The organism is Rhizobium subbaraonis (assembly GCF_900220975.1).
Classification (GTDB): Bacteria; Pseudomonadota; Alphaproteobacteria; order Rhizobiales; family Rhizobiaceae; genus Mycoplana; species Mycoplana subbaraonis.
In genome coordinates this window covers 244495-255847 of record NZ_OBQD01000010.1, presented here as the reverse complement: position 1 = coordinate 255847, position 11353 = coordinate 244495, and the positions used below count along the sequence as shown (strand labels likewise).

Here is an 11353-nt window from a genome sequence, read left to right as displayed (position 1 = left end):
AACCTGAATACGATCATCCAGATCATCACGCTTATCGGCATGTGCGTCGGCGGCGTTGCGATCTGGGTGGACAAGAGCAGGGACATTGAAGAGCTGCAGGCATGGCGCACATCGATCGAACAGGACCGAAAGGAGAAGTCAGCCGAATACCGCGCCAACATGGCGAAGCTCGAAGAGCGCGTGAAGGGTACGGAAAAGGACATCGGCAAGATCGACAACCTTCAATACCGTCTGACCGTGGCCGAGCAGTCCACTGCGACGACGGCTACTGCGATGAAGGAGCTTCAGGACAGTCTCAATGACATGAACGGAGATATCCGGGTCATGCGGGAGATCCTGCAACGGCTGGACAACGTGAACGGCCGGCGGGCAGACAAGCAGTCATTTGCTGTCCCAGGCTAGTCGTAAACCCTGTCGACCAGTTCCGGCGTCGGCGGCCTTATCCTGACCTCTATGCCCTTATTCCCGCACTCGGTGCAACGGATATACCGGGCGACGTCTATGGGGTGGTCCGGGCCAAGCTTTGCGACGAAGCGATCCGGGCTAACCGTCTTCCCCCGCTGGCAGTGAGTGCACCACAGATCGAAACAATATCCGCCGTCACGGAACTTGCCGAGGGTGTCGATACGGATGTCTTCGGTCATGATTCGCGTTTTCTGTAGTCGCATACAGGATAGCCGACACAGAACAAGAACGGAACGTGAATTGGAAACGGTTTCCAATCTGCTGAAAACCGTCTCGCTTGCCGCATAGCTAAGTAATTGATTTAATGGTGGGTGATCACGGGCTCGAACCGTGGACCCGCTGATTAAGAGTCAGCTGCTCTACCAACTGAGCTAATCACCCGTCCAGAACCGCGTCGCTGCGGTCTGATGGGGCGTATAATGGCGTTCGCCGACCTTGTCTACCCACTGGCGAAAAAAATCCTCCGGTCTGTACACTTTTCCGCTCGTGCCCTGTGGATGTGGCCGGATCCGGGGTGGGCAGGCAGGGAGCGGACCTCGCGCGCCAGGCCAATTGCCCGCATGGAAGGATCACATTTGTGTTATAGTACCCATTGGACGGTACAAAAGTGCCGCTGATGCGTTTGCCTTATGAAAGGCAAAAGGTGAGAGAGATGAGGTATTTTGCAGTAATCGGCCTGTCGCTGGCCGCTGCCGCCTCGAGCGTCCTGCCGGCACAGGCGCTGCCAGCGCTGGGGGTGGCGAGTATCGGCAATTCGGACATCGTGCAGGTGCGCGATCGCGGACGGCACGGTGGCCGCCATTGGTCGGGAGGCCGCCGGGGCTACTGGGGTGGCAACCCCTATCGTCACGGCTACTATCGCAGCGGCTATCGGTATGGTTCCGCCTGGCGTGGTCCCTACAGGTATGGCGGCAACTACGGGCGTTACTATGGTCCCTACTACGGGGGGTATGGCCCTTACTATGGCGGCTACGACGGTTTCGGAGCGGCCGTTGGAGGGCTTGCTGCCGGAGCGATCATAGGTAGCGTCATCGCCCAGCCTCGATATGTCGCCCCACGCTATTATGGGGGCAGCACGCATGTCAGCTGGTGCTATACGCGCTACCGATCCTACCGGGCCTTCGACAATACGTTCCAGCCGTACTACGGGCCCCGTCGTCAGTGCATTTCGCCGTATTGATTAACGGCTCCACGCTGTTTTCTCCGAGGATGAGGGGCTTGTTTGGAACGCACTCGCCCCCCATATGCCGTTCAACGGTCCTGCTGGTTAAGCGTCCCACCCAAGTCGTGGATGCCCGCGGGATCAGTCGAGCTTGATGTCGCTGACCACGGATGTACTGGCAGGACAAAAGATCGACGCTGAGAAGGTCGGTGCGTTTGCTCGCCCGGCCTTTTCGTTTTTCCGGACTGCGGTTACGGATCGCCGCAATGCTCAGGCTGCATCCGTTGTCCGATCTTCCCCCATCGATGGGCCATCGGTCGCCGCGCGCTGGAACAGTGCTGCGATAAGATCGGATTGTGTGACGATGCCGATGACGCGGTTGTTGCGGTCGACCACGGGCATATGATGCAGGCCCATGTCCGCCATGGGCGGGACGAGCTTGGCGATCATCGTCTCGGGGGCCGCGGACTGGACGCGGCGCGTCATGATGTCGGCGACGAAGCGCGGTTTGCCGTTGCGACCGCCCAGCGCCAGCCGGACCTTGCCGGCGAAGCCGAAGCGAAGCTGGCCGTTGTTGTTCAGGACGGCATTGTGCATGAAGTCGGTCTGGGTAACGATGCCGACGAGTCCGTCGTGCGCGGTGACGACCGGCAGGGCCTTGATGTGGTGTTGCAGCAGAAGCTGCCATGCGTCGCGCAGCGAGGTTTCCGGCGATACGTTGGCGACATCGCGGGACATGACTTCCGCGCAGCTTATTTCGCCCGAGCGGCGCGTGTAGGCGCGGATCTGCGCCTGATGAAGCAGGTCGTCCAGAACATCCGGGCTGACATCGACGATTTCGTCATATTGGGCAAGGACCGCCTCGAGATCCTCCGGAATGGTGCCCACCCGTCGCGTCGGGGCCGGATCGGCCGTCTTGTGCGGATTGGCCGCGGTGGCGGGGGTGAAATGCGGATAGCGCCGTCCGGTGAGATTGTTGAAGGCGATGGCGACGGCGAGAATCAGGAAAGAATTGATGCCGACCGGTGTCAGCACGAACCAGTAGCCTGCTTCGTGGACGGGAGGTCCGCCGAGAACGGCGGTCAGCGCGACGGCACCGCTCGGTGGATGAAGGCAGCCGAGCATCATCATCGCGCCGATCGCCAGCGAGACGGCGATGGCGGCGGCCACGATCGGATCTTTGATAAGCAGTGCGCAGGTGATTCCGATCACGGCGGCGACCGTGTTGCCGCCGACGATCGACCAGGGTTGGGCGAGGGGGCTGGACGGTGCGGCGAACAGGAGGACGGCGGATGCGCCCATCGGTGCGATCAGGAGTGGCAGGCTGGCGCTTGCCCCGAGCGCGAAGGTGCTGACGAAACCGGTGAGGAGAATGCCGAGAAGGGCGCCGAAGGCGGCACGACATCGCTCCGTTCCGCTAACGGGGGCGATGGCCGGCCGCAACCGTTTGAGAAATTCCGAGGGTTTTGTCATGTCGTCTCGCCGGATCGTGCCCCACGGGACAGTCCGGGGCAAAGTGCGGGCATGTCGTTAGCACGGCTGCCGGCTTGCGGCGCGCAAATCTGACCTAAAATAAGCAGATAGCCTGAAAAATGTGCAGCGATCTCGTGCGGCGCGACCTGCTGGCGCGAAGTTCGGTCGCCTTTCCCGCCTTGCAGGGGACTGTCAGACGGCGAAGGGCCCTGCGGGCATGAGATTGAGCGCGCCAGTGGAGGCTGGCGCAACTAGCGTTCTTGCTGAGGCGGGCCGTGATTTTCAGTTGATGCGGCGGCCCGTGGCGTCGTCGAAAAGGTGGGTGCCGGCCGGGTTGCCGCGGACATGGACCTTTTCGCCGACATGGATTTCCGCGCTGCGGGGAAATTCGACCGTCAGCATGCGGCTTTCCCCGATCTCGACATAGCCGTAGGTCTGGGCGCCAAGGCGCTCGACCACGGAAAGCTCGCCGGAGAACCATGCCTCTTCCGGCGAACAGCGGATGAGGTCTTCGGGGCGTACGCCGAGGGTGACGCTGGCCGGCTTGAGTGAAAGAGGCGCGCCCAGTTGCACGGTGACGTCCTTGCCGGTGACGTTCAGCCGGGCCTCTCCGTCATCCGACGAGCTGAGTTTGGCCGACAGGGTGTTCATCGTCGGGCTGCCGATGAAGCGGGCGACGAACAGGCTTTCGGGGCGATGGTAGAGTTCCAGCGGCGGGCCGATCTGCTCGATCCGGCCGGCATTGAGCACGACGATGCGGTCGGCAAGCGTCATCGCCTCCACCTGGTCGTGGGTCACGTAGACGGTCGTCGCCTTCATCCGGTTGTGCAACTTGGCGATCTCAAGGCGCATCTCGACGCGCAACGCGGCATCGAGGTTGGATAGCGGTTCGTCGAACAGGAAGGCCGACGGTTCGCGCACGATGGCGCGGCCCATGGCGACGCGCTGGCGCTGGCCGCCCGAAAGCTGGGCCGGCCGGCGATCAAGAAAATTGGCGATCTTGAGGATGTCGGCGGCACCCGAGACGCGCTTTTCGATGGCGTCCTCGCTCGTTCCGCGCATCTTCAGCCCGAAGGCCATGTTCTCGCGCACGCTCATGTGCGGATAGAGCGCGTAGTCCTGGAATACCATGGCGATGTCGCGGTCGGAGGGTGGCAGCGCGTTGACCACCTTGCCGCCGATGTCGAGCACGCCGCCGGAGATCTCCTCCAGTCCGGCGATCATGCGCAGCAGTGTGGATTTTCCGCAGCCGGAAGGGCCGACGAGGACGAGAAACTCACCGCTCTGGATGTCGATGTCGACACCGTGGATGACGTCCAGCGAACCGTAGGTCTTGCGGATCTTTCTAAGGGCGATTGCGGTCACTGCTTTCTCCTCCGAAGGCCGAAATCGGCCCTTGACCATCATTATCGATATCAATATCAATAATGATACGAACGCCGGTTGGCAACTCCATGGAAGGCGCAATGTCCTACTTTTCGACAAGGCCGAATGCCCGCTTGATGTCCTCGAAGCCTGCGAAATCCGCGGCGGCCTTCAATGCGTTGAAGCGCGACATCATGCTGGGTGTGCTGCCGGCCGGTGCTTCGCTGACCGAGCTTGACCTTGCGGCGCATTTCGGCTGCAGCCAGGGAACGGTGCGCGAGGCGCTGCTGCAATTGCAGGAAGAGGGTCTCGTCCTGCGCCAGGGGCATCGCGGTACCCAGGTCTCCGAATGCACGGAAGACGAGGCGGTGGAGATGTTTCGCGTGCGCCGGCAGATCGAGTGCAACGGCATTCTCCGCGTGGTGCAGGCGCCGAGCCGAACACTCATCTCCGACCTGAATGTGCTGTTCGATGAGATGATGGATGCGGCCCGTCGCGATGACGAGCTCGAGCTCGCATCCGCAGACCGCGATTTCCACCGGCGCATTTTCCAGGATGCACGCCTGCCGGCGCTCGATCCGATCCTTCATCGCTGCCTTGTCCACAATCACCGCTTCAAGATTTCCCGCAGCATGGCGCCGCGCGACCTGGTTGCCACGGCGCAGCGTCACGCGGCGATCATCGAGGCGATCGAGAGCGGCGACGTCAGCCGCGCCAACGCGGCGCTGCTGCACCACATTGCGACGATCGTCGATCTCGGTCCGAGCGTGTTTCCGGATGTCATCCAATGAGCGCACCGGTTCCCCTCGATCCGACCCTCTCGCCCGAAATGGCGGCACTGATGGCGCAGATGGCGGCAGAGGGGCCTCAGCAGGATCCGACGCTGCTTCCGGCTGCCGAGGGGCGGGCGCTTTCGGAGCAATCCAACAGGCGCTGGAACCGCGATCTGCCGGCCATGGCCGTGGCGGCCGACGTCTGGGTCGATGCGGACGCGGCCCTTGGCAGCGCGCGTTGCCGTATGCGCGTGCTGGTGCCGAAGGATGCGGCGCCGGGTGCGATCCTTTACGTGCATGGCGGCGGCTTCGCCTTCTGCAGCCCGCAGACGCATGAGCGTTGCGCGCGCGTGCTCGCTGTCGAATCGGGGCTTCCGGTTCTGCTTCCCGACTACAGGCTTGCTCCGGAAAACCCCTTTCCGTCCGGCTTGCTGGATGTGGTCGGCTGTCTTCGTGCGGCTTTTGCCGCAACCGCGCAAGCCGGGGTTGTCGAGGGGGCGTTGCTCGTTGCGGGCGATTCTGCCGGTGCCAACCTGGCGCTTGCCGCCCTGCTGCACGAGCAGGATGCTGGCCGGGCCGATGCCGCGGCGGGCGCGCTGCTGTTCTACGGCAACTACGCGATGGATTTTGAAACCTCGTCCTACGAGGCCTTTGCGAACGGCCCCGGGCTGACGCGGGCCAAGATGCAGCGCTACTGGGCCTGGTATGGTGCCACCGGTGCCGATATTTCCAACGAGCCGCTCGCCTGTCCGCTGAAGGCAAGCGATGCGGCGCTCGCCGCCCTGCCGCCCTTGCATCTCATGGCTGGTGGCGTCGATCCCCTTCTCAGCGACACCCTGATCCTGCACCGGCGCCTTCAGACACTCGGCCGTGGCGAGACCGTCACGGTCGTTCCGGGCGTCACACATGGATTTTTGCAGAACACCATCGATCTGGCCGCGGCGCGGGAGGCACTTGCCGCGGCCGGGATCGCCGCAAGGCAGATGACCGGGCGAGGAGCCTAGGCCGCTTTTAGGTTTTCAACGGAGGAGAACATGACCAACCTTAGGAAATTCAGCATCGGCGTCGCGCTGGCGACGACGCTTCTTGCCGGCAGCGCTTCGGCCGAAACCGTGCGCTTCTGGTATCACTTCGACAATCCGGAAAACCCGATGGCGGATCTCGTCGCCAAGTTCGAGGCGGCCAATCCGGGCATCACGATCGAAGCCGAGAACGTGCCGTGGAACAGCTACTACGACACGCTCTACACTTCGCTCGTCGGCGGCAACGCTCCGGATGCGGCGATGGTCAAGCTGTTTGCCCAGCCGCGGCTTGTGGAAATGGGGGCGCTCGAGCCGATCGGCGACAAGATCGACGCCTGGCCCGGCAAGACCGATCTGCTGGACAACCTGCTCGAGCTGAACAAGGGGCCGGATGGCCAGCAGTACTACCTGCCGATCCAATATGTGACGCTCTATCTCTATTACCGCACGGACCTCTTCGAGCAGGCCGGCCTGAAGCCGCCGACCACCTGCGAGGAATTCCGCGATGCTGCGATCAAGCTGACCAAGGCGCCGACCACCTACGGCTTCGGCCTGCGCGGCGGCAAGGGCGGCTGGGACCAGTGGGGCGCTTTCGTGCTCTCCCAGGGCGGCGAGCTGAAGCCGGGCGGCCTCACCAACGAGAAGGCGGTCGCGGCCAACCAGTGGCTGATCGACCTGTTCCAGAAGGACAAGGTCATTCCGCCGTCGGCGCCGAACGACGGCTTCCAGGAGATCACCGGCGCCTTCAAGGCCGGCACGACCGCGATGACCATCCACCACATCGGTTCGTCAAACGACATGGTGAAGGCGCTCGGCGACAAGGTCTCGGCGGTGCCGGTACCGGAGTGCGGCGGCAACCGCTGGACGTCCTACGGCGACGAATCGCTGGCGGTATTCTCTGCTTCCGAAGCGAAGGATGCGGCCTGGAAGTGGATCTCCTTCCTTGCCGAGGGGGAAAACAACGTGGCTTTCAACAAGGCTACCGGCCAGATGACCGTGACCAAGAGCGGTTCGGAAAACTGGAACCTGCATGAGCGCCGCTTCGTGGAAGCCACCGTCCAGTCGCTGCCGTTCGCCCATGTGCTGCCGCAGACGCCGGCGACGTCCGAGTTCGTCAACACGGCCTGGCAGACGGCGATGCAGCAGGCGCTGACCGGCCAGATCACCTCGCAGCAGATGATGGAGCAACTGGAAGCGCTCTTCGCCCAGTAAGCGCGTCTGTTGCACTTCTCCCACCCGCCGGCGTCAGGGCGGGTGGGAGGACCATTCCCGCCGAGATGGCAAGGAAGTGAATTTCGATGACCGTTATAACCTCGCCCCCCGCCACCGATGTTGCAATTCCAGCGCCCTGGAGCTCGCGGCTGATGCCGTACATGCTCTTGGCGCCGGCCGTTGTCGTCACGGTGTTCATCGTCTTCATGCCGATGGTGCAGGCGGTCGTGACCAGCTTCTACGACCTCATCCTGTGGAAGCCGAATGCCAGCCGCTTCGTCGGCTTCGGCAACTACGTGAAACTGTTCGCCGATCCGGTCTTCTGGACGGCCCTTTGGAATACCGTCATCTGGATCGGCCTGACGGTGCCGTTGCAGATGGGGCTGGGGCTCCTCACGGCACTGCTGTTGAACCGCGAATTCCCCTGGCGCGGCCTTGCGCGCGCGCTCATCATCATTCCCTGGGCGCTGCCGAGCGTCGTGATCGCGCTGATGTGGCGCTGGATCTACGACCCCAATACCGGCGTCCTGAACGACATCCTGATCTACCTATCGATCGTGCAGAGCGCGGTTCCGTGGCTCGCCGATCCCAACCTCGCGCTCTATGCCGTCATCGCCACCCTCACGTGGCAGGGCTTTCCCTTCTTCGCGGTGATGATCCTTGCCGGCCTGCAGGGAATCCCGAAGAGCCAGTACGAGGCTGCCTCGATCGACGGCGCATCCTCCTGGCGGCAGTTCGTCCACATCACGCTGCCCGGAATCGCGCCCGTGCTCGCCACGGCTGGACTGCTGCGCGTCATCTGGGTCGCCAATTCCATGGACGTGATCTTCGTCATGACGGGGGGCGGTCCGGGTTATGCGACCCACACGCTGCCGCTCTATGCCTTCGTGCGCGCCCGGCAGAACCTCGACTTCGGTTACGGCACCGCGATCGCCGTCACCTTCACCATCCTTCTCGGCGCGATCGTCGCCGTCTATCTGGCCCGCACCATGCGCGAGGTTGAGCGATGAACAAGCCAAGCACCGCACGCCGCATCCTGACGACAGACCTGCCGGTCCTCCTCATCGTCATCTTCGCCATGGCGCCGTTCGCCTGGATGGTGCTGACCTCGCTGACGCCGACGGCGGCGCTTAACGCGACCGGCGTATCGGTCTCGCCGGCCGGCTGGAGCCTGGACAACTATGTCCGCCTGCTGCAGCAGACGTCCTTCCTCGGCAACATGATGGACAGCCTCATCATCGCCGGTGGTACGGTCATCCTGGGGCTGGCGGTCGCCGTTACCGCGGCCTACGCCTTCTCGCGCTTCCGCTTTGCCGGCCGCAAACTGCTGATGCTGCAGTTCCTGCTGATCAACATGTTTCCGGTGGTGCTCCTGATCCTGCCATTGTTCGTGCTGATGAAGAATGTCGGCATCCTCGATACGCATTTCGGCCTGATCCTCGCCAATGCCACCGTGGCGATCCCGTTCGCGGTGTGGATGCTGACGAGCTATGTCGGCGCGATCCCGAAGAGCCTCGACGAAGCGGCGATGATCGACGGCTGCTCGCGGCTGACGGCGCTGCGCCGGGTGGTGCTGCCGCTGACGATGCCCGGCATCATCTCCACCGGCATCTACATCTTCATCACCGCCTGGAACGAATATCTCTACGCGCTAACGCTCGGCGGGCGGAACGTGCGCCCGGTCACGGTCGCGATCCAGACGCTGATCGGCGAATACCAGATCGAATGGGGCCTGCTTGCTGCCGGCGCCGTCGTCGGCGCCATGCCGGCCACGATACTTTTCCTCCTCGTCCAGCGCCGCCTGATTGGCGGGCTCACGCAGGGCGCGGTCAAGGGCTGATGTTGATCCAACTTGTTGCGTCCGCGGTTCCGGACGCAAGACCGCCAGGCACTTCTGCTGGCAATGCTTTAGAAAGAGGACTGACCATGAACCCCGTCGGGTTGATATCCATGCAGTATGCGCGGCCGTTCACCGCCGAGCATTTCCCGCTGTTTTCCGAAATGCGAAGGCTCGGCTACGATTTCGTCGAGCTCCTCGTGCCCGAGCCGGGTGAGCTTGATCTGGCCGACACGAAGAAGGCGCTCGACGATGCCGGCCTGTCGGTCGTGCTCGCCGCGCGCGTCAACCTGCAGCGTAACCTTTCCTCCGACGATCCGGCCGCCCACCGCGCCGGCATCGACTACCTGAAATATGCCGCAGACTGCGCAGCGGCGCTTAGCTGCAAGATCGTCGGCGGTCCGCTGACCGGCAATCCGCTGGTGTTCGCCGGCCGGCCGCCGCAGCCCGTTTCCGAAGAAGAGCGGCTGGCGCGCAAGGCCCGCTGCGTCGAAGGCCTGAAGGAAGCCGGCGACCATGCCCAGAGGCTCGGCGTCATCCTGGCGGTCGAGCCGCTGAACCGCTTCGAGAGTGACGTGCTGTGCACCACGCAGCAGGCGATCGAACTGCTAGACGCCGTCGATCATCCGGCGGTCCAGCTGATGCTCGACACCTTCCACATGCACATGGAAGAGGCCTCTATCGCCGAAGCGATCCGTCTCGGCGGCAAGCGCGTCGTCCATTTCCAGGCAAACGAAAACCACCGCGGCTTCCCCGGAACCGGTGCCACCGACTGGGTGGGGGTTTTCCGCGCCTTGCACGAGATCGGCTACGAAGGCCCGGTTTCGCTCGAGCCGTTCCGCCGCAACGACGACCGCTTCGGCGTTCCCTTCGCGCAGTGGCGCCCGCCGCACGAGGACGAAAGCGCACGGCTTTCGGCTTCCGCTGAATTCATCAAGTCCCACATCCTGCTTACGGAATATCGTCGATGACCCTGAAAATCGGTTGGATCGGGTGCGGCATCCACGCCACCCAGATGCTGTTGCCCCAGCTCGTTCGCCACGACGTCGAACTGGTCGCCCTCTGCGATATCGACGCGAAGCGTCTCGCATCTGCCGGCCGCCAGTTCGGCGTGTCCAAGCTGACAAGCGATGCGGAAGAACTGATCCGCACCCCCGGCATCGATGCCGTGGGCATGGCGGTCGGGCCGGACCAGCACCTGGCTTTCGGCAAGATGGCGCTGGAGCGCGGCCTGCCGGTGTTCATGGAAAAACCGCCGTCGGGGAGTGCTGCCGGCGCCCGCGAGTTGCAGGAGGCTTCGGAGAAGTCGGGCAAGCCGCTGCTCGTCGGCTTCATGAAGCGCTATTCGGCCGGCAACAAGATCGCCGGAAACATCCTGCGTTCGGGCCGCTTCGGCGATGTGCTGGGTCTGACGGGCTACTACATGACGGCGCCCGGCTACTTCGTCGGCAATGTCGACTATACCGGCTTCTTTCTGCACCACTGCGTCCACTACATGGACCTCGTCTCGTTCTTCGTTTCGCCGGTGAAGAAACTGACGGCGCGCAAGGTTGAGAAGGAGCCCGGCAAGGTGCTGTTCCACGTCAACTTCGATTTCGAATGCGGCGCGATCGGCACGATCGCGATGGGCACGATCCAGTCGCGCGGCGCGCCGGTCGAGCGCATCGAGATCATGGGCGATCACCAGCGCATCGAGGTCGACAACGTCATCGATGTGCGCTGGAACCGCAATCCGCCGTTCAAGGTCGACGATCCGTCGGCGACGCTGTCCGACAGCGTGGACAGCCTGACCTGGAAGCCGAACTTCACCGCGGCCGCCAACGAGGACCCGAAGGGGTACTTCTCGCTGCTGGCCGACGTGGTGCCCGCACTGGGTGGCGCCGAGACGCCCGCACCGACGATCCATGACGGCGTCATCGCCATGGATCGCCTCGAAACGTTGCGGCGCGAACTGGCACTCTAGCGTACCGATCGCTCCCGTGCATTGATCACATGGAACGTGTGAACCGCATTGTGGCGGCGGGTTCGAATGAACTGCCGTCAC

At 63.3% G+C, this 11353-nt stretch carries 12 protein-coding genes and 1 tRNA gene; 9 read left to right on the top strand and 4 right to left on the bottom strand.

Annotation, left to right across the window (positions count from 1 at the left end; translation table 11 throughout):
* A partial coding sequence (locus CRO48_RS32245) for a hypothetical protein (protein ID WP_097141104.1) occupies positions 1-402 on the top strand: 402 nt, incomplete at its 5' end.
* Here the strand turns inward: CRO48_RS32245 and CRO48_RS17285 are convergent.
* Together CRO48_RS17285 and CRO48_RS17280 are read right to left on the bottom strand one after the other, a co-directional pair.
* Complete coding sequence (locus CRO48_RS17285) at positions 399-644, bottom strand: hypothetical protein (protein ID WP_097141103.1); 246 nt, start codon at positions 642-644, stop codon at positions 399-401. The two genes, CRO48_RS32245 and CRO48_RS17285, sit on opposite strands and share 4 nt — an antisense overlap.
* Positions 645-770: 126 nt before the next feature.
* Positions 771-846 (bottom strand) — tRNA-Lys (locus tag CRO48_RS17280).
* A 271-nt stretch (positions 847-1117) separates the two neighbouring features.
* On the opposite strand from CRO48_RS17280, the gene CRO48_RS17275 reads away from it, so the two are divergent.
* The gene (locus CRO48_RS17275) at positions 1118-1645 is read left to right on the top strand and encodes a BA14K family protein (protein WP_097141102.1); all 528 of its coding nucleotides are present in this window, start codon (positions 1118-1120) and stop codon (positions 1643-1645) included.
* Between the two features lie 252 nt (positions 1646-1897).
* Here the strand turns inward: CRO48_RS17275 and CRO48_RS17270 are convergent, their stop codons facing one another.
* Complete coding sequence (locus CRO48_RS17270) at positions 1898-3100, bottom strand: HPP family protein (protein WP_097141101.1); 1203 nt, start codon at positions 3098-3100, stop codon at positions 1898-1900.
* A 282-nt stretch (positions 3101-3382) separates the two neighbouring features.
* Positions 3383-4465, bottom strand: a complete 1083-nt coding sequence (locus CRO48_RS17265) for an ABC transporter ATP-binding protein (RefSeq protein WP_097141100.1) — start codon at positions 4463-4465, stop codon at positions 3383-3385.
* A 101-nt stretch (positions 4466-4566) separates the two neighbouring features.
* Here CRO48_RS17265 and CRO48_RS17260 point away from each other — a divergent pair, with 101 nt between their 5' ends.
* From CRO48_RS17260 to CRO48_RS17230, 7 genes are all read left to right on the top strand, one after another.
* Positions 4567-5256 carry a GntR family transcriptional regulator gene (locus CRO48_RS17260; protein WP_176526792.1) on the top strand — a complete coding sequence of 230 codons (690 nt, stop codon included), beginning with the start codon at positions 4567-4569 and terminating at the stop codon, positions 5254-5256.
* Positions 5253-6242 (top strand): alpha/beta hydrolase fold domain-containing protein, encoded by a 990-nt coding sequence (locus CRO48_RS17255; RefSeq protein WP_097141099.1) that lies wholly within the window; start codon positions 5253-5255, stop codon positions 6240-6242. Before CRO48_RS17260 ends, CRO48_RS17255 begins: the two co-directional genes overlap by 4 nt.
* 30 nt (positions 6243-6272) lie before the next feature.
* Complete coding sequence (locus CRO48_RS17250) at positions 6273-7472, top strand: ABC transporter substrate-binding protein (protein WP_097141098.1); 1200 nt, start codon at positions 6273-6275, stop codon at positions 7470-7472.
* Between the two features lie 86 nt (positions 7473-7558).
* A complete protein-coding gene (locus CRO48_RS17245; protein WP_097141097.1) occupies positions 7559-8482 on the top strand; it encodes a carbohydrate ABC transporter permease in 924 nt (307 codons plus the stop codon).
* Positions 8479-9312: a carbohydrate ABC transporter permease gene (locus tag CRO48_RS17240; protein ID WP_097141096.1), complete on the top strand. Its 834-nt coding sequence runs from the start codon at positions 8479-8481 to the stop codon at positions 9310-9312. Before CRO48_RS17245 ends, CRO48_RS17240 begins: the two co-directional genes overlap by 4 nt.
* A gap of 86 nt (positions 9313-9398) precedes the next feature.
* The gene (locus tag CRO48_RS17235) at positions 9399-10280 is read left to right on the top strand and encodes a sugar phosphate isomerase/epimerase family protein (RefSeq protein ID WP_097141095.1); all 882 of its coding nucleotides are present in this window, start codon (positions 9399-9401) and stop codon (positions 10278-10280) included.
* Entirely contained in the window at positions 10277-11272 is a 996-nt protein-coding gene (locus CRO48_RS17230; RefSeq protein ID WP_097141094.1) for a Gfo/Idh/MocA family protein, read from the top strand. Before CRO48_RS17235 ends, CRO48_RS17230 begins: the two co-directional genes overlap by 4 nt.
* Positions 11273-11353 lie beyond the last annotated feature (81 nt).

Coding starts and splice junctions, on each gene's coding strand:
- CRO48_RS17245 (WP_097141097.1), top strand. CDS start 7,559: ATGACCGTTATAACCTCGCCCCCCGCCACCGATGTTGCAATTCCAGCG.
- CRO48_RS17235 (WP_097141095.1), top strand. CDS start 9,399: ATGAACCCCGTCGGGTTGATATCCATGCAGTATGCGCGGCCGTTCACC.
- CRO48_RS17270 (WP_097141101.1), bottom strand. CDS start 3,100: ATGACAAAACCCTCGGAATTTCTCAAACGGTTGCGGCCGGCCATCGCC.
- CRO48_RS17240 (WP_097141096.1), top strand. CDS start 8,479: ATGAACAAGCCAAGCACCGCACGCCGCATCCTGACGACAGACCTGCCG.
- CRO48_RS17275 (WP_097141102.1), top strand. CDS start 1,118: ATGAGGTATTTTGCAGTAATCGGCCTGTCGCTGGCCGCTGCCGCCTCG.
- CRO48_RS17255 (WP_097141099.1), top strand. CDS start 5,253: ATGAGCGCACCGGTTCCCCTCGATCCGACCCTCTCGCCCGAAATGGCG.
- CRO48_RS17285 (WP_097141103.1), bottom strand. CDS start 644: ATGACCGAAGACATCCGTATCGACACCCTCGGCAAGTTCCGTGACGGC.
- CRO48_RS17250 (WP_097141098.1), top strand. CDS start 6,273: ATGACCAACCTTAGGAAATTCAGCATCGGCGTCGCGCTGGCGACGACG.
- CRO48_RS17230 (WP_097141094.1), top strand. CDS start 10,277: ATGACCCTGAAAATCGGTTGGATCGGGTGCGGCATCCACGCCACCCAG.
- CRO48_RS17260 (WP_176526792.1), top strand. CDS start 4,567: ATGTCCTACTTTTCGACAAGGCCGAATGCCCGCTTGATGTCCTCGAAG.